The sequence below is a fragment of the Kitasatospora sp. NPDC032757 genome (assembly GCF_055579305.1).
On sequence record NZ_JBVINN010000008.1, the window covers coordinates 65,848 to 88,279 of the forward strand.

Here is a 22,432-nt window from a genome sequence, read left to right on the forward strand (position 1 = left end):
AAAGCTCAGGGCAGCTCCTGCTCGGCCCAGATGGTCTTGCCCTGACGGGTGTAGCGGCTGCCCCAGCGGCTGGTGAGCTGGGCGACCAGGTAGAGGCCGCGGCCGCCCTCGTCGGTGAGGCGGGCGCGGCGCATACGGGGCTGGGTGGCGCTGGGGTCGGAGACCTCGCAGGTCAGGCACTCGGCGCGGATGAGGCGGACCTCGACCGGGCCCCCGGCGTAGCGGATCGCGTTGGTGACCAGCTCGCTGAGTACCAGTTCGGTGGTGAAGACCAGATCCTCCAGCCCCCAGGTGCGCAGCCGCTCCGTCGCCCGCTCGCGGACCAGGGCGACGGCGGCCGGGTCGGCGTCCACCGGCCAGGCGGAGGTGGCCTCCGCCGGCACCGCGCGGGTGCGGGCCAGCAGCAGGGTGACGTCGTCGGCGCGCGCGTTCGCGGGGCGGCCGGCGACGAGCGCCCGGCCGAGTTCGGGCAGCGGCGCGGTGACGGCGCCGGGGAGGGCGAGGCGGCGGCGCAGTTCGTCCATGCCGTCGTCGAGGTCGCCGCCGCGGCCGTGGATCAGTCCGTTGGTGTAGAGCGCGAGGAGGCTGCCGGGGGCCAGCTCGACCTCCGTCACCTCGAAAGGCAGACCGCCGACGCCCAGCGGCGGGCCCGGCTGTACGGGCACGTACTCCACGGTGCCGTCCGGGGCGGCGACGGCGGGCGGCGGGTGGCCGGCGGAGGCGATCGCGCACCGCCGCGACACCGGGTCGTAGACCGCGTACACGCAGGTCGCTCCGGAGGCGACGGCGCGGCGGTGGGCGGGCCACCCCTCGTCACCCGGCCTCCCGCCCGGTCTGTCGCCCGGCCTCGCGCCCGGCGGTCCGCCGGGGCTCCCGCCGTGCTCGTCGTCCGGCTCGGCGTCGGGTTCGTCGGTCTCGACCAGCAGCCGGGAGACCAGGTCGTCCAGGTGGACCAGCAGTTCGTCCGGTTCCAGGTCCAGGTCCGCGAGGGTGCGGACGGCGGTGCGCAGGCGCCCCATGGTGGCGCTGGCCTCCAGCCCGTGGCCGACGACGTCCCCCGTGACCAGCGCGACCCGGGCCGAGGAGAGCGGGATCACGTCGAACCAGTCGCCGCCGATGCCGGTGGCGGTGTCGGTGGGCAGGTAGACGCTGGCGGTGCTCACGGCGGCGGTCTCGGTCTGCGACGGCGGCAGCAGGCTGCGCTGGAGGCCGACGGCGGCGCGGCGCTCGCGGGTGTAGCGGCGGGCGTTGTCCAGGGCGAGGGCGGCGCGGGCGGCGATCTCGCGCAGCAGGTCCAGGTCGGCCGGCTCGTACGGCGGGCGGTGCGGGGCGCGCCGGACGGTCACCCGGCCGAGCAGGACGCCGCGGGCCCGGAGCGGGGCGGTCATGGCGGCGGGGGACAGGGCGGGGGAGAGGTCCGGGGGGAGGGCGGGGGCGTCGGTGGCGGGGGGTTCGGTGGTCGGGGATTCGGTGGCGGGCGAGCCGGAGACCGGGCCACGCCGGTCCGGCTGCTCGGACGGGCCTGGCCCCCCGGGCGGGTCGAGCACCTCGGACGGGTCGGACGGGTCGGATGCGACGTCGTCGGGCCCGGTGGCGACGGCGGTCCGGCGGAGCGCGGGCCGGCCGTCGCGGTCGGGGGCGGATTCCTCGCCGCTGAACACCGCCTCGGCGATCTCGACCACGGCCAGGTCGGCCAGGCCGGGCGCGAGGACGGCGGCGAGCTCCTCGGCGGTGCCGGTGACGGAGAGCGATCCGCCGACCGCCGCGGTGGCACGGTGCAGCACGGCCAGGCGTTCGCCCGAGCGGTGGAGTTCGGTGACGTCGGTGAACAGCGCGGTGACGCCGATCGTGTGCCCGTCGGGGGCCTGGAGCCGGAACGCGGAGACCGCCATCACCGCGCCGGTGCCCGGGTCCTCGATCGTCCGGACCACCTCCTCGGCCAGCACCAGCGGATGGCCGGTCTCCAGCACCTCGTGGAGGTGGCGTTCGACCGTCGCGGCGTCGTCGGGCTGGAGGAAGTCGCCCAGGCGGTGGCCGTTCAGGTTCGGCGGGAGGCCGGTGTAGGGGAGCAGGTGGGTGTTGGTCCTGACCAGCCGCAGCCGCTCGTCGAAGACGGCGAGGCCGACCCGGTCCTGGAGGAAGAGCTCCTGGGTGAAGGCCTGGTCCTGCCGCCACTGGGCCACCAGGCCGGCAGGGGCGGCGAGCACGAAGTACCGGGATGCGCCGTCGTCGCCGTTGTCGCCACTCCGGTCGTTGTCGTCGTTCGGACCGTTGCCGTCGTCGGGGCCGGTCCCGCTGGTCGGGCCGGCCCCGCCGTCCGCGAGCGGCAGCACCTGGAAGACGATCCTCAGCTCCTCGCCCCGCCCCGACCGCACCACGGCCCGCCCGGACCAGGCGTCGGCCGTCCGCCCCGCCAGCAGCGCGGGCCAGGTCGCCGGGTCGGCGAGCAGCTCCCGGGCCGGCCGGCCGCAGACCTCGTCGGCGCGCAGCGCGAGCAGCTGCTCGGCCGCCGGCGTCCAGCTGGTGATCCTGCCGTCCGCGTCGAGCAGGACCCCGGCCGCGCTGTCGACGAAGGGGAACCTCCGGCTGTCCATGTGCGCACCTCGGGTGTGTTCTCGCCGCCTCGGCCGTCGGCGGGCCTCTCACGTCCGCCCCCCGCCATCATCCCTCGGCCGTCATGACTCGGCCGGGCAGGGACGTCGGCCCGGGCGGGTGCGAGGTGCGGGTGCGGGGCGGGCACGGTGGGCGCGGGGCCGTGCGCGGCCGGGTGCGAGGGGCGTGCGGGGCGGGCGTGCGCGAGGGCTTCTCGCCATGGAGCTCTTATTGTACTCTCCGTCTAATAAGTGGGGTGGGCGGGAACCCCGCGCAGGGCATGCACCTGGAGGCAGCCATGGCTCGGACCGGCGCGACGGGCTCGGCGACAGGAACCCACGGCCACCACAAGGCCCACCCCACCGAGGCCCACACCACGAAGGCCCACGGCCACAGCCCGGCCGACGACGACGTCTCGCAGCGGCTGCTCGACTCGGCCGCGACCCTGTCCTACGACCCGGCGACCGAGATCGACTGGGAGGCCCCGCTCCCCGCGGGCGAGTACGGGCTCAACCCCGAGTGGAGCACCCTCTACGGCACCCGGCTCTGGGACGAGATGACCGAGGAGCAGCGGGTCACCCTGACCCGGCACGAGGTCTGCTCGATCATGACCACCGGCATCTGGTTCGAGATGATCCTGCAGCAGATGGTGCTGCGCGACCAGTACCTGAAGAACCCGGCCGACGCCGGGTTCCGCTTCGCCCTCACCGAGATAGCCGACGAGTGCCGGCACTCGATCATGTTCGCCCGCGCCTGCGAGAAGATGGGCGTCCCGCAGTACCGGCCGAACAGCGTGATCGCGCAGGCCGGCCGACTCTTCAAGGCCACCGCCAAGGGCGAACTCGCCTACGGCGGCATCCTGGTGGCCGAGGAGGTGCTCGACGTCATGCAGCGCGACTGGATGCGGGGCGAGAACGTCCTCGACATCGTCCGCGGCACCTCCCGGATCCACGTGGTCGAGGAGTCCCGGCACATGAAGTTCGCCCGGCAGCAGATCCGTGAGCGGATGCGCCACGCCTCGCCCGCACGCCGGCGGGCCGCCGCCACCGGTATCGCCGCCGGCGCCTTCGTCATCGTCAGCAGCATGGTGCACCCCGGCGTCTACACGGCCGCCGGCCTCGACCGCGAGCAGGCGGTCGCCGAGGTGCGCGCCAACGAGCACCGCAAGGCGATGATGCGCACCAGCTCGCGGCACCTGATGGCGTTCCTCGCCGAGTGCGGCCTGCTCACCAAGGCCTCCGCGGCGGTCTACCGCCGCGTCCACATGCTCTGACCTGCTCCCGACCGAACCCCCACGCAGCGAGGACCCCACCCCGGCCATGGCCTACGCGATCACCCAGACCTGCTGCAACGACGCCTCCTGCGTCTCCGTCTGCCCGGTCAACTGCATCCACCCCGCCCCCGGGGAGCCGGACTTCGGCAGCACCGACATGCTGTACATCGACCCGGCCGCCTGCATCGACTGCGGTGCCTGCGCCGACGCCTGCCCGGTCGACGCCGTCCACCCCGTCGACCGGCTCGCCGGGCCCGACGCCGTCTTCGGTGACCTCAACCGCGACTACTTCCGCGACCACCCGAACGACCACGCCTGGGGCGCGCCCGTCTTCCCCCGCAGCCTGCCGAACGGCCTCGGCACGCTGCGCATCGCCATCGTCGGGACCGGCCCCTCGGCGAGCTACACCGCCCAGTCGCTGCTGCGCACCACCGGCGCCGAGATCACCATGATCGACCGCCTGCCGGTCGCCGGCGGCCTGCTCCGGCACGGTGTCGCCCCCGACCACCAGGCCACCAAGCGGATCGCCGAGAGCTTCGCGTCCGTCTTCCACCACCCGCGCCTGACCGTCCACCTCAACGTCGAGATCGGCCGCGACCTCAGCCACGCCGAACTCGCCGCCCATCACCACGCGGTGGTCTACGCCGTCGGTGCCGCCGCCGACCGCCGGCTCGGCCTCCCCGGCGAGGACCTCCCCGGCAGCCTGCCCGCCACCACCCTCGTCGGCTGGTACAACGCCGACCCCACCGTGCCCGCCGACGCCGTCGACCTCACCGCCGAACGCGTCGTCGTCATCGGCAACGGCAACGTCGCCGTCGACGTCGCCCGGATCCTCCTCCTCGACCCCGACACCCTCGCCGCCACCGACATCGCCGACCACGCCCTCGCCGCCCTGCGCGGCAGCCGGGTGCGCGAGGTGGTGCTGCTCGCCCGGCGCGGACCGGAGGACGCGGCCTGGACGCGGCCCGAGTTCCTCGCCCTCCGGCACCTCCCCGGCGTCGAGCTGGTCGTCGAGGACCATCCGGACGTCCGGGCCGCCATCGACGCCGCCGCCCCCGGCTCCAAGGCCGCCCTGCTCGCCGGGCTGCCCCTGGAGACCACCGACACCGGACGGCCGCCGCGCCCCGGCCGGCGGATCGTGCTGCGCTTCCTCGCCACGCCCACCGCGCTCGCCGGCGAGGACCGTGTGACGGGCGTCGGGACGGGCGGGACCACGATCGCCACGGGCCTGGTCGTGCGGTCCATCGGTTACCGCGGTGTGCCCGTCCCCGGCCTGCCCTTCGACGAAGGCACCGCGGCCGTCCCGAGTCACGACAGCCGCGTCCTCGACCCGTCCACCGGCCGCCCGCTGTCCGGCACCTACGTCGTCGGCTGGGCCAAGCGCGGCCCCTCCGGCGGGATCGGCGCCAACCGTGCCTGCGCCCAGGAGACCGTCGACGCCTTCCTCGACGACGCCATCGCCGGCACCCTCCCCCAACCCACCGGCACCGCCAAGGACTTCGCCCGCCTCGTCCGCACCCGCCGCCCGGACGCCATCGGCCTGCGGCAGCTCCGTGCCATCGACCGCACCGAACGCAGCCTCGGCGAGGCCGCCGGCCGCCCCCGCGTCAAGTTCGCCACCGTGTCCGACCTGCTGGCGGCGGCCCGCCGCTGAGCGCCGCTCGCCGGCCCGCCGCTGAGCGCCGCTCGCCGGCCCGCCGCTGAGCGCCGCTCGCCGGCCCGCCGCTGAGCGCCGCCCGCCGGCCGGCCGCCTCAACGGCCCAGGACCGCGCCGCCGTTGAGGCCGATGATCTGGCCGGTGAGGTAGCCCGCGCGCGGCGAGGCCAGGTAGGAGACGGCGGCGGCGACGTCCCCGGGAGTGCCGGCCCGGCCGACCAGGGTGGCGGCGACCTTGTCGGCGTGGAACTGCTCCGACCAGCCGTCGCCGAAGATCTCGGTGTCCGCGACGTAGCCGGGCGCCAGGACGTTGACGGTGATGCCGTCCGGGCCGAACTGGCGGGCCAGGCCGAAGGCCCAGCCGTGCAGGGCGGCCTTGGCGGCGGCGTAGGAGCCGGCCGAGTGCGGGCCGGCGCCGCCGCGCTGGGCGGCGGCCGAGCTGATCAGGATCACCCGGCCGCCGGGTCGGCGGAGGTGGTCGGCGAGGGCGGTGGTGAGCAGCACGGCCGTCAGCAGGTTGGTGTCCAGGTCGCGCCGCCAGGCGTCGGCGAGCGCCGCCAGTCCGGCGTCGGCGGGCGGGGTGATCACCGCACCCGCATTGTTGACCAGCACGTCCACCGGCCCGAAGGCCGTGATCGCCCGTGCCGCCTCCGCCACCTCGGCGGCCGCCGTCAGATCGGCCGCCACCGGCACCACGCCCGGGCCGATCTCCGCGGCCGCCTTCTCCAGCACCTCGGCCCGCCGGCCGAGGATCACCACCCGGTAGCCCTCCCCGGCCAGTTCGGCGGCGATCGCCCGCCCGATCCCCGTCCCGCCCCCGGACACCACCGCAGTCCGCTGCCGCTCCATCGCGCCCCCCTCGGCCCGTTTGTCGTCCCCGAGATGCTACCGAAGGGTAACTTCCTGCCCGGGGGAGAGCACGTGGCCGCCGCCAGGCCTCCTCCACCTCCGCCCGCCGGCGGAACGGGCGGTCAGAGCGCCTGTTCGGGCCAGTTCAGCAGCCGGGCGCCCATCGCGGCGGTCTCCAGGGTGTAGCGGTGCAGGGCGTCCGCCGTGTCGTAGCCGGTCAGCGCCCGGATCCGCTCCAGCCGGTAGCCGAGCGTCCGCACGCTCAGACCCAGCCGGCGGGCGGCCTCCGCGTTCACGTACCCGGTCTCGGCCTGCACCGTGATGGTGTCCAGCAGCGGGCGGGCGCCGCCCCGGGCCGCGGTCAACGGGCCCAGCACGCTGCGCACCAGGTCGGCCATGGCCTCCCGGTCACGCATCAGCACCGGGAAGACCAGCAGCTCCTCCGCCTTCAACTGCTGCGCGGGCAGCGAGAGGCGTTCCGCGTAGTCCAGCACGCCCAGCGCCTCCTCGTAGCTGTGAACCACGCCGCCCGCCCCCGAGTGCCGGCGGCCGGTCGCCACCCGCAGCACCGGGTGGTAGCCGGCGCCGGGATGCAACGTCAGCTCGGTGAAGGCCTCCACCACGGCGCGGTCGTTGTCGGAGGCGATGCAGACCATGCGGCCGCCCTTGGTTGCCAGCAGCACGTCCCGCTCGCCGAACCGGCCCACCAGCTCCCGCTCCACCCGGTGCACCAGCGGGTGGACGTTGGTGTACGGCTCGTCGCCGACCGCCACGGCCACGGCGTACCCGCCGGCCAGTCGCAGCCCGAACCGTTCGGCGTGCTCGGCGAGCAGGCCGAGGTCGCTGCGCCCGTACAGCAGGTCGTCGATGAACTCCCGCCGCGCCGCCTCCTCCTGGCGCACCGCCATCCGCTGCGCCCGCTCGTGCCCCTCGCCCAGTGCTGCGAGCGCGGCGTCGGTGGCGGCCAGCACGGCGTCACCGGTGTGGCGCAGGTCGGCGACGGACACGGCGGCCGTGATCCCGGGCAGCGTCCGCCAGGACTGCCGGGTGGCGCCCAGGCAGTGCGCGACCAGTTCGCGCAGCCCGTGTCCGGCCTCGGCGGCGCGCTCGCCGAGGGCTTGCAGGCTCTCCAACTCGGCGCGGCGGAGCAGCCGTCCGGTCCGGGAGACGTCGCCGAGCAGGTCGCGACAGCGCAGACCCAGCTCGGCGGGTATGCCGGAAATGTCCTGATCTCTTCCCGCCGTCATGCCGCTCTGCTCCGCCCCCGAAACAACCCGTCGTCCCGGGTTCCGGGGGCGAATTTTACCGGACCCCGTTTTTGCGGACTCCATCCGGCCCGGACCGGTCGCCGCCGCGACCGCGCCCCACCGGCGCCCCCACGCCATACCCGTAGCCCCACCTGTAGGCCCATCCGTTGGCCCACCCCCGCCCCGCCCCCGGCGCCGGAAAACCGCTCGCCCGCGGTGGCCGGCCGCTGGCAGGGTTCCGGCCATGCAGCAGCAGAGCCTTCGCGAGATCCGCGCCGACCACGATGCCGGCACCATCGTCGTCTACCAGGCGTACGCGCCGGCCGTCGCCACTGCCGCGCTCGCCGCCGGGCGCTTAGTACCGCCGTTCTCCTTCGGCCGGATGACGTGGATCAAGCCCTCGTTCCGCTGGCTCATGCACCGCAGCAACTGGGCGCAGAAGCCCGGTCAGGAGCGAATCCTCGCCGTCCGGATCACCCGTGCGGGCTGGGAGGAGGCGCTCTCCCGCGCCGTCCTGACCACCGCCGACCCGGCCGCCGTCGCCCGCGCCGAGGTGCACGTCCAGTGGGACCCGGAGCGCTCCCTGCGCGGCGCCGCGCTGAACCGGTACAGCATCCAGGTCGGCATCGGCCGCTCGTTGATCCGCGCCTACGCCGAGGAGTGGATCACCGGCATCACCGACCTCACCCCGCAGGTCCGGAAGATCGCCGCGCTGGTGCACAACGGCCAGGCCGCCAAGGCCCAGCGCCTGCTCCCGCCCGAACGCCCCTACCCCCTGCCGGCGGGCCTGGCCCGCCGGCTCACCTGAAGCCCACTCGTCTGAGGCCGGCTCACCCGGGGCCCGCTCACGTCCGTCCGTCCGTGGCGCCGCCGAGCACCTTGCCGTAGACGGACGAGCTGCGCCGTACCGTCATGCCCACCCGCTGGTACAGCGAGAGCGCGCCGGTCTGCGAGTGCGTCCACAGCGTGCACGCCGACCGTCCGCGGCGGTGGAACGCCTGGAAGGCCTCGTGCAGCAGCACCCGGGCGATCCCCCGGTTGCGGTGGTCCCGTCGTACCGCGAGCCGTTCGACGTAGCCCTCGCCGCCCTCGCCGGTGCCCGGCCGGTCCAGCGACAGCACCGCGCCGACCATCTCCCCGCCCGCGAACGCCACCGGCGAGAGCTCCGGCGCGAAGGTGTCCCGCCCGACCGTGCGCAGCGCCCACTCCTCGTACGGCTTCCGCCGCAGCTGCCACTCGTCGAACGCGTCCTCGGTGAGCCGGTACGCGGCGCGCTCGTCCCCGGGCCGGAACGGTCGCACGGTGACCCCGTCCGGGGGTGCGGGCACCCGGGCCGCGGCGGGCAGCGCGATCTCCAGCAGCCACTCGGTGACGAACGGCTCGTACCCGCGCGAGCGCAACAGCCCGGCGGCCGCCCGGTCGCCGTCCGGCACGGTCTGCGAGAGCCGTCCGGCGCCCGCCTCGCGCGCCCGCCCCTCGGCCCAGTCGAGCAGCACGCCGCCCAACCCCCCACCCCGGTGGGCCGGGTGGACGTCCACCTTGCTCCGCCGCCCGTACACCCACGCCCGCCCGACGACCTCGCCCGCCGCGTCCTCGACCAGCAACGTGTCGCGGGAAGGGTCCAGCCCGGGCAGTTCGAGGTCGGCGGCCAGCGCGTCGGCCCCGCCCTCGGGCGCGCCTTCCAGCCCACCGAGCAGCTCCTGCGCCCGGGCGGCGACCAGCCGGTGGATCGCCGGAGCATCGGCAACGGTTGCCGCCCGAGCACGGTACCGGGCCGGGAGGGACACCAGAGGAGTACGAGGCATACCGCGACTCTGCGCCATCCACGCCCGCCCTGTCGACCTCCTTACCCGACTTACCCGAAGCACGAGTTGGCGGCCGACCCGCGCGGCCGGGTGGGAACGGGTCCGCGAACCCGGAACGCCACTCGCCCATCGTCACCGAGGGACTCCGCACTCCGCCGCGGCAAACTCAGTTGACGTGCCATCAGCACGAGACGGGACGATACGCGCCCGCTCCGCCAGCCTGGGCGAAGCCGCCCCACCCTCCCAGGGCGGCAGCTCATCGGCGGAGCGGACGACCTCGACAGCACAGGGTCCTCGTTGCGACCTGGACCCAGTCCACAAGCCCGGACTTGCCACCTGTTTGCTGTGCACATCACGAGCCGCTGCTGCTGTCATGGCGGAATGGCCGGGCGGCCAGGGATGCACGGCGGACAAGCCACGCTCGAATAGCCCACTCGGAGCGCATGGCCAGTTGCCCGGGGTGAGCATGGACCTGTCGCCCCTTGCGTCGGGCGACTTCCTTCCCTCTCTCACAAAGGTGAGCTGATGAGTGAACGATCCAGGCGGGGCCTATCCAGCCGGGCACGCCGTCAACGGCTTTGGGGTCTGGCCGGCGGAGTGACCATGGCAAGCGCCATTTTCGCGGGCACAGCAGGCGTAGGAGTGGCCAGCGCGGCAACGGGCGGGGCCAGCACCCCCGATGTCGCCGACCAGGTCCTGAACAGCCCGTGCCACACGCGACCGCCTTGGTTCTGCGGCCCCGGAGACGGCACCTGGCTCCCCGGGCCCACGGGGCCCACGGGGCCCCAGGGCCCGACGGGCGCGACGGGTCCGACCGGCGCCACGGGTGCGACGGGCGCGACGGGCCCGACGGGGCCCACCGGGGCCACCGGCCCGACGGGCCCTGACGGCGCGACGGGCGCGACGGGGCCCACCGGGGCTACCGGCCCGACGGGCCCTGACGGTGCGACGGGCGCGACGGGACCCACCGGGGCCACCGGCCCGACGGGCCCGACCGGCGCGACGGGACCCACCGGAGCCACCGGCCCGACGGGCCCTGACGGCGCCACGGGCCCGACCGGCCCGACCGGCCCGACCGGACCCACCGGGGCCACTGGCCCGACCGGACCCACCGGGGCCACTGGCCCGACCGGCCCGACCGGCGCGACGGGGCCCACCGGAGCCACCGGCCCGGCAGGGCCGACCACCACCCAGCAGATCGTGGGCACCCCCGCGACCGCGCAGCCTCTGCTCGGTCCGGTCACTGCTACCGCGACCTGCCCGGCCGGAACTGTGCTGCTCGGCGGTGGATACACCCTTGGCGGTGCCGGTGTGCTACAGGTCACCGACTCGAGCAGGGATTCCGTCAACCTCAATCAATGGAACGTGACGGCCTTCGTTGCCACCGGTGTTCTTTCCGGCACGGTAACGGCTGTCGCGGAATGCGCCCCCTGACGCGAAGGTACGACGCCGACATCCATTGAGTCTGCCGGCCTTGGCCCGAAGCCACCGCGCTTCGTGGCCGGGGTCGGCCCTTTCCCGCACAACGAGGCCACGTACTTGACCGCCTACGGCAAAGCTGCTGACAGACCAGAATCGGGACCGGTGACAACATGAGGCCGTCGATCTGCCTGTGCATGATCGTCAAGAACGAGGCGGAGGTCATCGAGCGCTGCCTTGCCTCCGTGGCAGACCTGGTGGATACCTGGGTGATCTCCGACACCGGCTCCACCGACGGCACCCAACAGCTGATCCGCTCGGCGCTCGACGGCATTCCCGGCGAACTCTACGAAGAGCCCTGGGTCGACTTCGGCCACAACCGCACCGCGAACATCAAGCGTGCGCGGGGCAAAGCCGACTACCTGCTCCTGCTCGACGCCGACCTGGTGATTCGCCAGGACTCCGCCCTGCCCGTGCTGACCGCCGACGCATACATGCTGCGCCACGAGGGCTCCACGTCGTACCGCATCAAGCGCCTCGTCCGAGGCGATGTCTCCTGGCGCTACGAGGGTGTCACTCACGAATTCCTGACAACGGATCAGGTGACGGGGCAGGCGAACCTCGATTCTCTCGTGATCCAGGACTTCGCGGACGGCGGGTCGCGAGGCGACAAGTTCGAGCGCGACACGCGTTTGCTCACTGCGGAGCTGCGGCGGGATCCCGGCAACGCGCGGACCGTCTTCTATCTCGCGCAGACTCTGCGCGACATGGGGCGGACGGAAGAAGCGATCACCTTCTACGAGCAGCGCGCCCGCATGGGCGGCTGGGCCGAGGAGGTGTACTACGCGCTGTTGCAAGCCGGCATCCTCAAGGCGGAGGATGCCGACTGGCCGGGGGCCATGGACACGCTGGCTCGCGCGTGGGAGGTACGCCCGCAGCGCCTGGAGGCCTGCTACGAGCTGGTCTCCCGGCTGCGGACGATGGGCCGCCACCAAGCCGCGCACGCCCTCGTCTGTGCGGCGCTGGACAGGGACGAACCGGACGACCTGTTGTTCATCCAGCCCTGGGTGTACCGCTGGGGCTTGCTGTTCGAGTTCTCGATCACCGCGTACTGGACCGGCGACCTGAAGGCCTCCCTCCGGGCTTGCGACCGCCTCCTCGCCATGCCGGACCTCCCCGACCGCTACCGCCGCCAGACCCTGGCCAATCGCGGCTTCGCCGTTCGCGGCCTCGCCTCAGTGTCGGACGACCAACGTCCCGCAGTATGTATGAGCGTCGCCCCGTGACGTGGACACCCTGACACTGGGATCTTGTAGATCCAGGAAGGGAAGTCCAGGTGGGACGTCCGTCGAAGCACTCGGACGAGTTTGAGTTGTCCATGCCGGGCAGCTCATCAGATGAATGAGGGATTCGGCAGAGCGGTCTGCCGGCCGGACGCCTGCGTGGTCATGGCTCACGTCCCCCGAGGCGTGGCCGGACGGCAGCATCCGCGTACACGCGGCGGCGCTGTCGTTCCCGCCCCCGCCGGGCGTGCGGGCCCGGCGGGGGCGGAGCTCGGAAAGGGACCACCGGGGGCTCGGCAGTGGCTCGGCAGCGGCTCGGCCCGGAGCCGGGCGCGGGTCGCCGGGGGCTACGCCGCGCCGCACCGGGGGCTACGCCGCCATTCGCCGCGCCGGGTCGTACGCCGCCCGCACACGCGCCTGCGCCGCCTCTCCCACACCCAGGTGGTCGAGGCCCAGCAGGGCGGCCCCCAGGACCGGCGGTGCGACGACGACGCGAGGCTCGGCGAGCGGGGCGGCCGAGGCCAGCCGCGCCGTCAGGTTGTCGAGCAGCAGCGGATGCCGGGAGGCGAGCACCCCACCGCCGAGCACCACCGGCGTCGGCTCGTCCAGGAGCCCCAGCCGTCGCAGGGCGACGACCGCGAGCCGGGCGATCTCGTCCGCCTGCCGGTCCACCAGCTCCAGGGCGACCGTGTCCCCGGTCTCCGCGACGGCGAAGAGCACCCGGGCGACCTCGTGCAGCCGGGCCCACGGCAGGTGCCCGAGGTGGATGGCCTCGGCGACCGCACCGGTGTTCGGCAGGCCGAAGTGCTCGGCGATGGCCCGGGCGAGGGCGGTGGGCCGGCCGCGGCCGTCCTCGGCGCGGACGGCGTGCCACATGCTGCTGGTGGCGAGGCCGCTGCCGCCGCCCCAGTCGCCGGTGAGTTCGCCGAGGGCGGGGAAGCGGGCGGTGCGGCCGTCGGGGAGCAGGCCGACGCAGTTGATGCCGGCGCCGCAGACGACGGCGACGCCGCGCGGGCCGTCGGTGCCGGCCCGGAGGAGGCCGAAGGTGTCGTTGGCGACGGTGCTGGTGACGCCCCAGGGGTGGGATTCCAGGGCGGTGCGCAGGGCTTCCTCCTCCACCGGGAGGTCGGCGTTGGCGAGGCAGGCGCTGACGTGGGTGGTGAGGACGCCACTGCGGAAGGAGAGGCCGGCCGCCGCGGCGGCCTCCTCGACCAGCGGGACGAGGCCGGCGACCGCCGCCGCGCCGCCGACCTTCTGCGGGGCGAAGCCGCCGCCGCGGGCGGTGCCGCGGACGGTGCCGTCGGCGCCGATGAGGGCGACGTCGGTCTTGGAGTTGCCGGCGTCGATGGCGAGTACGCCGGGCAGGAGTGGTTCGGGCTGGTGGGTCATCTGGTCCCCGCGGCTCGTACGTGGCCCGGCCGTTGTCCCCGGCCGGGGATGGTCGGTCTCCTCGCGGCCCGGCCCGCCGGCGCCGACGGACGCGCGGCGGGCCGGACGCGGTGGGCGGGTCACGCCCAGGCGAGGTGCTCGCGGTTGTGGGCGAGCAGCCGGTCCGTGAGCCGGTCGGCGAGTTCGATCTGGCCGACCAGCGGGTGGGCGAGCAGGGCGTCGAAGACGCGGTCGCGGCCGCCGTGCAGGGCGGCGTCGAGGGCGAGGTGCTCGTACGCGGTGACGCCCGCGATCAGGCCGGCGTAGAGCGGTTCGACGGGCCGCTGCGGCAGCGGGCGTACGCCGGCGGCGTCGACCTCGGCCGGGACCTCGATGACCGCGTCGTCGGGCAGGAACGGCAGCACGCCGTCGTTCCTCGTGTTCACCACCTGGACGGACGTGCTGCCGCCCGTCCCCAGCAGCGCGGCGATGAGCTGGACCGCGGCCTCGGAGTAGAACGCACCGCCGCGCTTGCCGAGCAGCTCCGGCTTGGTGTCCAGGGCGGGGTCGGCGTACAGCTCCAGCAGCTGCCGCTCGATCTCGGCGACCTCCGCGGCCCGCGAGCCCTTGGCCTTCAGCTCCTCGACCACCAGGTCGTGCTGGTAGAAGTACCGCAGGTAGTACGAGGGGACGACGCCGAGCCGCTCGATGACGCGCTGCGGCAGGCGCAGGTCCTCGGCGATCTCCTTGCCGAAGCCGGAGAGCAGCTCCGGCAGCACCTCGCGCCCGCCCGCCGCGCCGGGTGCGTCGAGCAGGGTGACGCCGCGCTCCCAGGTGAGGTGGTTGAGGCCGACGTGGTCGAGCCGGACCAGCTCGGGGTCGACGCCGAGGTGCCCCGCGAACCGCCGCTGGAACCCGATGGCGACGTTGCAGAGCCCGACGGCCTTGTGGCCCGCGGCCTGCAGGGCGCGGGTGACGATGCCGACCGGGTTGGTGAAGTCGACGATCCAGGCGTCGGGGTTGGTGCGGCGGACCTTCTCGGCGATGTCGAGCACCACCGGGACGGTGCGCAGCGCCTTGGCGAGGCCGCCCGCGCCGGTGGTCTCCTGGCCGACGCAGCCGCACTCCAGCGGCCAGGTCTCGTCCTGGTTGCGGGCGGCCTGGCCGCCGACCCGCAGTTGCAGCAGCACCGCGTCGGCGTCGGCGACCCCGGCCCCGACGTCGGTCGTCGTCGACACGACCGCGCCGTGCCCCTGCTTGGCGAAGATCCGCCGGGCCAGCCCGCCGATCAGTTCCAGCCGGTCGGCGGCCGGGTCGACGAGCACCAGTTCGCCGATCGGCAGGGTGTCCCGCAGCCGGGCGAAGCCGTCGATCAGCTCCGGGGTGTACGTCGAACCGCCGCCTACGATGGCCAGCTTGAGTGCGGACATCAGCCCTTGACCCCTGTCAGTGTCACGCCTTCGATGAAGGCCTTCTGTGCGAAGAAGAAGAGGACGATCACCGGCGCCATCACCAGCAGGGTGGCGGCCATGGTGAGGTTCCAGTTGGTGTGGTGGGCGCCCTTGAAGGACTCCAGGCCGTAGGAGAGCGTCCAGGCGCCCGGGTTCTCACTGGCGTAGATCTGCGGGCCGAAGTAGTCGTTCCAGGCGTAGAAGAACTGGAACAGGGCGACGGCGGCGATGGCCGGCCTGGCCATCGGCAGCACGACCTTGACCAGGGTGCGGAGGTCGCCGCAGCCGTCGATCCGGGCGGCCTCGATGTACTCCTTGGGGATGGTCAGCAGGAACTGGCGCAGCAGGAAGATCGAGAACGCGTCGCCGAAGGCCATCGGGATGATCAGCGGCCAGAGCGAGCCGGTGAGGTGCATCTGCTTCGACCAGAACAGGTACATCGGGATGACGGTGACCTGCGGCGGCAGCATCATCATCGCGATGACGGCCATCAGCGCCAGATTGCGGCCCCGGAAGCGGAACTTGGCGAGCGCGTACGCCACCGGGAGGCTGGAGACGACGGTCAGCACGGTGCCGAGGCCGGCGTACAGCAGCGTGTTGCGCCACCAGGTGAGGAACCCGGGGGTGTCCCAGACCTTGGCGTAGTTGCCCCACTCCCAGGAGGCGGGCCAGTAGTCGGTGGTGAGGGCCTGGTTGTCCGTCATCACCGAGGTGAGGAAGGCGAAGACGAACGGCAGCAGGAAGAACAGCGTGGCGGCGATGGCCAGCGAGTGGACGGCCACCCAGTTGAGTGCGGCCCGCCGGCGGGCGGCCCGGGCGGCGGGGCTGCCGGGCCGGCCGGAGCCGGAGGTGCCGGACGTGCCCGCGGGGGCCTTGGTGAGCGTGGTGCTGAGAGTCATGATCGTGTCCTCACTGGTCCGCTAGTCGTCGCTCGCCATGAAGCCGGACTTGCGGCGCAGCAGGAGCGAGGTGACGGCCATCGAGATGGCGAACAGCACCAGGGCGACGACGCAGGCCGCGCCGTAGTTGAAGCGCTGGAAGCCGAGGTTGTAGACCATCTGCGGCAGGGTCCAGGTGGAGCCCTGCGGGAAGCCGGGCTCGAACTGCTGCCCGGAGTTGCCCGCGATGCCGCCGGCGACCTTCCCGGCGACGATCGCCTGCGTGTAGTACTGCATGGTCTGGATGACCCCGGTGACCACCGCGAACATGATGATCGGCGAGATGTTCGGCAGGGTGACGTACCGGAACCGCTGGAGCGGTCCGGCGCCGTCGAGTTCGGCCGCCTCGTACTGCTCCCTCGGGACGTCCAGCAGGGACGCCATGAAGATGACCATCAGGTCGCCGATGCCCCACATGGCGAGCATGGTGAGCGCGGGCTTGGACCAGGCGGGGTCGGCGAACCAGCCGGGCTGGGGCAGGCCGATCTCCCCGAGGAAGTGGTTCACCGGACCGGTGCCGGGGTTGAGCAGGAAGGCGAAGGAGACGGTGGCGGCCACCGGCGGTGCCAGGTAGGGCAGGTAGAACGCGGTGCGGAAGAATCCGGCGCCGGTCTTGACCTTGGTGATGAGCAGCCCGATGCCGAGGCCGAACGTCACCCGCAGCGCCACCATGACGACGACGAGCCAGAGCGTGTTGCGCAGGCCCTGCCAGAAGGACGGGTAGTCGTTGAAGACGTAGTCCCAGTTCTTCAGCCCGTTGAAGGTGGGGGCCGTGAAGCCGTTGTACTTCATCAGGGAGAAGTAGGCGGTGGAGATCAGCGGGTACAGGAAGAAGACGCCGAAGCCGATCAGCCAGGGGGAGAGGAAGGCGAGGGTGCGGGCCGCCTCCCGGCGGCGCTTCCGGCGCAGCAGGTGCTGCGTGGAGGGCGCCGCCGGGTCGGTCGATCCGGTGCCCTTGCGGGTGCCGAACGCGAGTGACATGGGAGCTCCGTGGTGCCCTGGCTACTTGGCCTGGGCGATGGCGGCGTCGATCTCCTTGGCGGTGGCCGCGAGGCCGCCCGCGAGATCCTTCTGCTGGCCGGACTCGTAGGCGTAGCCGAGGTTCTGCAGCGAGACGATGTAGGCGCCGCCGTTGACGCTCGCCGGCGTGGTGCCCGAGTCCGCGTTCTTGGCGATGTCCAGGAACGTCTTGAAGTTCGCGTCGCTGATCAGCTTCGGCGAGTTGAGCGCCTCGAAGGTGCTCGGCACGTTGTGGATCGCGTTGGCGAAGCCGACCACCGCGTCGGTGTCGGTGGTCAGGTACTTGACCAGCTCCCAGGCGGCGGCCTGCTTCTTGCTGCTGCTGGAGATTCCGACGATGGTGCCGGTCTGGTAGCCGCGGCCCCAGGTGGCGGCCTGGTCGTCCGGCACCGGGAACGGTGCGGTGGCCCACTCGAAGTCGGGCTTGTTCTCGGCGAGCGAGGCGGTGCGCCACTCACCGTCGATGGCCATCGCGACCTGGCCGGTGTGGAAGGGGTTCTTGGCGCTGAACTCCTCGCCGAAGGCGGAGCGGAACTTGTCCAGCTTGTCGTAGCCGCCGAGCTTGTCGACCAGGCCCTTCTGCCAGGTCAGCATGGAGGCGACCTTGGGGTCGGTGGCGAGGCTCGACTTGCCGGAGCCGTCGAAGTAGGCGGGGCCGTACTGGCCGAGGAAGTGCTCGGTGGTGGACTCGTAGCCGTGGTAGAGCGGCATGAAGCCGAGCTGCTTGTAGCCGTCGCCGTCGGCGATGGTCAGCTTGGCGGCGGCGTCGGCGAACTCGCTGAAGGTCTTCGGCGGGCTGGTGATGCCGGCGGAGGCGAAGGCGGCCTTGTTGTAGTACAGGCCGAAGGCGTCGCCGAGCAGCGGCAGGGAGCACTGGTTGCCCTGGTACTGCGTGTAGTTGAGCATCGCGGCCGGGAAGGTCTTCGCGGCGTCGATCTTGTCCTTCTCCAGGAAGGGCTTGAGGTCGGCGAAGGCCTTGGTCGAGCAGAACATGCCGACGTTGTTGGTGGTGAAGGAGGAGACCACGTCCGGGGCGTCGGCGCCGCCGGCCCGCAGGGCCTGGTTCACCTTGTCGTCGGCGATGTTGCCGACGGCCTTGACGTGGATGTTCGGGTGGGCCTTCTCGAAGGCGGCGATGTTGTCGTTGATCGCCTTCACCTCGGAGTCCTGGCTCCAGCCGTGCCAGAAGGTGATGGTGACGTCCTTGCCGCTCGCCGAGTCGTCGTTGCCGCCGGCGTCGTTGGTGCCGGTGCAGGCGGTGGCGAGCAGGGCCAGGACGGCGCTGCCGGTGACGGCGGCGAGCGTGCGGCGGCCTCTGCGGGAGGTGGTGGAGAGCACTTCGAGGTCCTCCTGGGGGTGCGCGGGCAGGCGTCATTGCCTCTGGTCCCGCGTTGGGGGTTGGGGGAGAGGTGTCAGGTGCGGTGCGGCGGGTGGTGCGCGGGGAGCGTCAGTGGGTGGAGAAGACCGCCTCGCGGGCGGCGGCCAGCGCGCGTTGCAGCGCGCCGGTCAGGACGGGCGAACCGGGCAGGGCGCTGCTGCGGACTTCCGGCCGGGCGATCGAGATCTTGGCCAGCTCCTCCTCGACGAGTGCGCGCAGCCGTTCGCCGCCCGCACTCGGCACGCCGCCGGAGACCACCACGAGCTGGGGGTCGACGACGGCGACGATGACGGCCAGCCCGACGGCGAGCCGGCCGGCCAGCGCGGCGAGGAACTCGTCGCCGGCGCCCGGGGTCGCCAGGGCCTTCGCGAGCGACTCCTCCGCGGTGGGCGCGCCGAGCCCGTACTCTCGGGCCAGGGCGCGGACGGCGGGTGCGCCGACCAGCTCCTGGAACCCGCCCGAGTTGCGGCGGCGCACGTCCCGTACGACCGGTGAGCCGGGCACCGGCATGTAGCCGACCTCCCCGGCGCCGCCGGTGAAGCCGCGGTGCAGCCGGCCGGCGATCACGATCGCGGCGCCGGTGCCCTCACCGGCCCAGAGCAGGACGAAGTCCTCGAACCCGCGCGCGGCGCCGGAGGCCTGCTCGGCGACGGCGGCGAGGTTCACGTCGTTCTCGATCGACACCGGGGCGCCGACCGCCTCCGAGAGCTCCTGCACCAGCCGCGGCGAGTGCCAGCCGGGCAGGTGGGAGGCGTAGCGGAGCTTGCCGGTGACCGGGTCGGGCGCGCCGCCGACGCCGATCGCCACGGTGTGCAGGCTGCCCTCGGGGAGCCCGGCGGCGCGGACGGTCTCGGCGACCGCGGCGGCGACCCGGGAGACGGTTTCGGCGGCCGGCCAGCCCTTGGTGAGGACGACGTGCTCGGCCAGCGTGGTGCCGGTGATGTCGGCGACGGCGACCCGGACGTGGCTGGTGGTGACGTCCAGTCCGGCGACGTGGCCGGCTGCCGGATTCACCTGGTACAGCTGCGCGTTGGGGCCCGGGCCGCCCGCGGTGGTGCCGACCGGCAGGACCAGCCCGGCCGCCTCCAGGCGGGCCAGCAGCTGGGACGCGGTGGGCTTGGAGAGCCCGGTCAGGGTGCCGATCTGGGTGCGGGAGAGCGGGCCGTTCTCCAGCAGCAGTTCGAGGGCGGCGCGGTCGTTGATGGCCCGCAGCAGGCTGGGGGTGCCGGCGAGGGGGGCCTTGGCGGTCGTCTTGGTCACGCGAAGATCCTCCTCTTCCTGCAGGTGGTGGCCGTCGCCGGGTGGGGCGCCGGCGGCCGCCGGGCGGGCCCGGCGCGAACTGTTAGGAAACTTTCCAGTCGCTTGAGACAGGACCGTACGGTCCTCGTCAGGAGGGTGTCAATGGTCGTCACGGCGGTGGATGCCGACTCGTTACCGGGCGGAACGAAGCCCCGCCCCCCGGGTGTCCGGGAGGCGGGGCTTTCATCCGTTTTAGGGTTGCTTCCCCGGCGGTCGGGGTGACTCGGGCCGGCGGCCAGTGCGACTCGGCCCCGGCGTCGGGGCGACTCGGGCCGGCCGTCAGGCCGACTCGGCCCGACCGCCGGCGCGGTTTCGCCCCGGCGTCAGGGCGACTTGACTCCGGCGTCGTCGGCCGGCCTGACCGGTGCCGGTATCGGCGCCGTCGCCAGGTAGCGGGGCGAGGCCGGGTCGGCCAGCGCGGACGGCGGGGCGGCGTCGGTGGGTGCGGGCGCCGTGGCCGTTGTCAGGACCACCGCCGCCGCGGCCGTCCCGGCGGCCGTGCCCGCGGCGGCGCCGGCCGGCACGACCTCCTCCTTGACCTTGATCCCGGCCAGGTCGAACGCGGCCTTCAGTCGCTGCCGCAGCGCCCGCGCCACCGTCAGCGACTTGCCCGGCGCCGTCCGGGCCTCGACCCGCAGCACCACCGAGTCCGCCGCCACCGACTCCACGCCCAGGATCGACACGGGCGCCCAGACCAGCTCGTCGAACGGCGCCTCCTTGGCGAGCGTCTCCGCCGTCTCCTTGATCAGCGCCTCGACCCGGACGAGGTCCTCCTTGTAGCCGATCTGGACGTCCACCGAGGCGGTCGACCAGCCCTGGCTCATGTTGGCGATCCGCTTCACCTCGCCGTTGCGGATGTACCAGATCTCGCCGTTGGCCCCGCGCAGCTTGGTCACCCGCAGGCCGACCTCCAGCACCGTCCCGGTGGCCACCCCGGTGTCGATCTCGTCGCCCACGCCGTACTGGTCCTCCATGATCATGAAGACACCGGAGAGGAAGTCGGTGACCAGGTTGCGGGCGCCGAAACCTATCGCCACACCGGCCACACCGGCGCTCGCCAGCAGCGGGGCCAGGTTCACCCCGAGCGCTGCGAGCACCATCAGCGCGGCCGTGCCCAGGATGGTGAACGACGCGACGCTGCGCAGCACCGAGCCGATCGCCTCGGAGCGCTGCTGGCGCCGCTCGGGGTTGACCACGCCGGTGTTGGCCAGCAGCCCGCCGAGCCGGCCGGGCTCGTCCTCGCTCTCGTTCGGCCTGGTCATCCGCGCTATCAGCTGGGTGATCAGCTTGCGCACCACGGCCCGAAGCACCAGCGCCAGCACGATGATGAAGACGATCCGCACACCGCCGGCCAGCCACTCCTGCCAGTGCGAGTCGAACCAGCCGGCCGCCTGCCTGGTGGTGTCGCTGACCTGCTGCGCGCTGGTCGGGATTCTGAGGTCGAGCTGGGGCACTCCGGGGGCCGTCGGGCTCGGGGACGGGCTCGGGGGCGCGGCCGAGCCCGACGTGGCCGGGAGTGTCGTCGTGGACGTGAGCGTCGTGGACGCGTCGGCGAGGAGGCCGGCGGCACCGGACCAGAACACGTGCGGGACCTTCCTGCAGGGGGTGTGGCACAGCCCGCCGGCGCGGAAGCATGCCCCTGGCCTGCGGACCGTCCGCCCCAGCCTATCGGCCGCCGGACCACCCGGCGGACACGCAGGGGAGCCCCCGGGCCGGCGGGGAGGCGCCGCCGCCGGGCGTGCGGAAACCGTCCGGACGCCCCGTCAACGACCCGGCGCGCCCCCGCTCCGCCCCCGAACCGCCCGCGCGTCGCCCCCGGCAAACGCCCCCGACCGGCGCCGCACCGCCCGCCGCTCCGGCTGGTCCGACCGGCCGAGCCGTCCCCCGGAAGGGCACCCGGGTGCAACCCGTCCGACGCCCGGGCATACCGGGTATGACAGAAACCACACCCGGAGTTCATCCCCGGTCCGTTACACAGGAGTGGTGGCGCCGTACAAAGGCGTAAGGCGACACTGGGGGAGATCACGCACCCGTTGCGTGGTCCAACCGCTCGTCCCGGCGCGAGCCACGCGCCGCAGGCGTCCAAGGAGGCATCCGTGCCGCATGTCCTGGTCCTCAACGCGTCCTACGAGCCACTCGGCGTCGTATCGATGCGCCGCGCACTCATCCTGGTCCTCAACCACAAGGCGGTCAGCCTGGAGGATTCGGGAGTCACTCTGCACAGCGCCACCAGCGCCCTTCCGGCGCCGTCCGTCGTCCGTCTGACCCGCTTCGTCCGGGTCCCGTTCTGCGGGCCCGTCCCGCTCACCCGCCGGGCGCTGTTCGCCCGTGACCACGGCCGTTGCGTCTACTGCGGAGCCGCCGCCACCAGCGTCGACCACGTCATCCCGCGCAGCCGCGGCGGCCAGCACCGGTGGGACAACGTGGTGGCAGCCTGCCGCCGCTGCAACCACACCAAGGCCGACCGCCACCTGACCGAGCTCGGCTGGCGGATGAAGCGCACACCGGCCCCGCCGAGCGGCCTGGCCTGGCGCATCATCGGCACCGGGATCAGGGACCCGCGCTGGCGGCCCTACCTGGAGCCGTACGGCGGCGGCGACCTGCTGCGCGCCCCGCAGTGGGGCGAGTACGAACATCACGACCATACCGAGGCCGGGCACACGGTGCCGCTCGGCCGGGCGCACGCCGCCCACCCAGCCCCCGTCCGCCGCGGTGAGCAGCCCGAACCGCTCTCCGCCTGACCCCGCTCCACAAGGGCTTGCCCGTCATCACCATCGGTACGCCTCATGGGCCGCCGCGCACCCCGCACCGGGGAGCGCGGCGGCCCGCCGTTCGTGGCCGGCCCGCTCGCCCC

At 73.5% G+C, this 22,432-nt stretch carries 16 protein-coding genes; 5 read left to right on the plus strand and 11 right to left on the minus strand.

The annotated features are described in order from the left end of the window. Positions 1-5: 5 nt before the first annotated feature. Complete coding sequence (locus ACZ5WK_RS13285) at positions 6-2,594, minus strand: ATP-binding SpoIIE family protein phosphatase (RefSeq protein WP_465547454.1); 2,589 nt, start codon at positions 2,592-2,594, stop codon at positions 6-8. 254 nt (positions 2,595-2,848) lie between these two features. On the opposite strand from ACZ5WK_RS13285, the gene ACZ5WK_RS13290 reads away from it, so the two are divergent. Both ACZ5WK_RS13290 and ACZ5WK_RS13295 read left to right on the plus strand, forming a co-directional pair. Beyond that, complete coding sequence (locus ACZ5WK_RS13290; RefSeq protein WP_465547455.1) at positions 2,849-3,865, plus strand: AurF N-oxygenase family protein; 1,017 nt, start codon at positions 2,849-2,851, stop codon at positions 3,863-3,865. A 46-nt stretch (positions 3,866-3,911) separates the two neighbouring features. Further along, complete coding sequence (locus ACZ5WK_RS13295; RefSeq protein ID WP_465547456.1) at positions 3,912-5,519, plus strand: FAD-dependent oxidoreductase; 1,608 nt, start codon at positions 3,912-3,914, stop codon at positions 5,517-5,519. 98 nt (positions 5,520-5,617) lie between these two features. Here ACZ5WK_RS13295 and ACZ5WK_RS13300 read toward each other — a convergent pair whose 3' ends face one another. After that, positions 5,618-6,370 (minus strand): SDR family NAD(P)-dependent oxidoreductase, encoded by a 753-nt coding sequence (locus ACZ5WK_RS13300; RefSeq protein ID WP_465547457.1) that lies wholly within the window; start codon positions 6,368-6,370, stop codon positions 5,618-5,620. Between the two features lie 122 nt (positions 6,371-6,492). Continuing rightward, positions 6,493-7,617, minus strand: a complete 1,125-nt coding sequence (locus tag ACZ5WK_RS13305; RefSeq protein WP_465547458.1) for a PucR family transcriptional regulator — start codon at positions 7,615-7,617, stop codon at positions 6,493-6,495. A 244-nt stretch (positions 7,618-7,861) separates the two neighbouring features. Here ACZ5WK_RS13305 and ACZ5WK_RS13310 point away from each other — a divergent pair, with 244 nt between their 5' ends. Then, positions 7,862-8,425 carry a DUF4291 domain-containing protein gene (locus tag ACZ5WK_RS13310; protein ID WP_465547459.1) on the plus strand — a complete coding sequence of 188 codons (564 nt, stop codon included), beginning with the start codon at positions 7,862-7,864 and terminating at the stop codon, positions 8,423-8,425. 37 nt (positions 8,426-8,462) lie between these two features. On the opposite strand, the gene ACZ5WK_RS13315 is transcribed toward ACZ5WK_RS13310, so the two are convergent. After that, positions 8,463-9,422, minus strand: coding sequence for a GNAT family N-acetyltransferase (locus tag ACZ5WK_RS13315; RefSeq protein ID WP_465547460.1), 960 nt, complete (start codon positions 9,420-9,422; stop codon positions 8,463-8,465). 1,616 nt (positions 9,423-11,038) lie between these two features. Here ACZ5WK_RS13315 and ACZ5WK_RS13320 point away from each other — a divergent pair. After that, a complete protein-coding gene (locus ACZ5WK_RS13320) occupies positions 11,039-12,127 on the plus strand; it encodes a glycosyltransferase (protein ID WP_465547461.1) in 1,089 nt (362 codons plus the stop codon). A 366-nt stretch (positions 12,128-12,493) separates the two neighbouring features. On the opposite strand, the gene ACZ5WK_RS13325 is transcribed toward ACZ5WK_RS13320, so the two are convergent. The 7 genes from ACZ5WK_RS13325 to ACZ5WK_RS13355 form a co-directional block, all read right to left on the minus strand. Further along, complete coding sequence (locus ACZ5WK_RS13325; protein ID WP_465547462.1) at positions 12,494-13,513, minus strand: N-acetylglucosamine kinase; 1,020 nt, start codon at positions 13,511-13,513, stop codon at positions 12,494-12,496. A 119-nt stretch (positions 13,514-13,632) separates the two neighbouring features. Beyond that, positions 13,633-14,922 carry a 6-phospho-beta-glucosidase gene (locus ACZ5WK_RS13330; RefSeq protein ID WP_465547463.1) on the minus strand — a complete coding sequence of 430 codons (1,290 nt, stop codon included), beginning with the start codon at positions 14,920-14,922 and terminating at the stop codon, positions 13,633-13,635. Further along, positions 14,922-15,842 carry a carbohydrate ABC transporter permease gene (locus ACZ5WK_RS13335; protein WP_465547464.1) on the minus strand — a complete coding sequence of 307 codons (921 nt, stop codon included), beginning with the start codon at positions 15,840-15,842 and terminating at the stop codon, positions 14,922-14,924. The genes ACZ5WK_RS13330 and ACZ5WK_RS13335 overlap by 1 nt, the downstream gene beginning before the upstream one ends. A gap of 21 nt (positions 15,843-15,863) precedes the next feature. Next, positions 15,864-16,862 (minus strand): carbohydrate ABC transporter permease, encoded by a 999-nt coding sequence (locus ACZ5WK_RS13340; RefSeq protein WP_465547465.1) that lies wholly within the window; start codon positions 16,860-16,862, stop codon positions 15,864-15,866. Positions 16,863-16,883: 21 nt separating this feature from the next. Continuing rightward, entirely contained in the window at positions 16,884-18,239 is a 1,356-nt protein-coding gene (locus tag ACZ5WK_RS13345) for an ABC transporter substrate-binding protein (protein ID WP_465547466.1), read from the minus strand. A 109-nt stretch (positions 18,240-18,348) separates the two neighbouring features. Further along, positions 18,349-19,539 (minus strand): ROK family transcriptional regulator, encoded by a 1,191-nt coding sequence (locus ACZ5WK_RS13350; protein WP_465547467.1) that lies wholly within the window; start codon positions 19,537-19,539, stop codon positions 18,349-18,351. 362 nt (positions 19,540-19,901) lie between these two features. Further along, on the minus strand, positions 19,902-21,032 hold the full coding sequence (locus ACZ5WK_RS13355; RefSeq protein ID WP_465547534.1) for a mechanosensitive ion channel family protein: 1,131 nt from the start codon (positions 21,030-21,032) through the stop codon (positions 19,902-19,904). Positions 21,033-21,674: 642 nt separating this feature from the next. On the opposite strand from ACZ5WK_RS13355, the gene ACZ5WK_RS13360 reads away from it, so the two are divergent. After that, positions 21,675-22,319: an HNH endonuclease gene (locus ACZ5WK_RS13360; RefSeq protein WP_465547468.1), complete on the plus strand. Its 645-nt coding sequence runs from the start codon at positions 21,675-21,677 to the stop codon at positions 22,317-22,319. Positions 22,320-22,432: the final 113 nt, after the last annotated feature.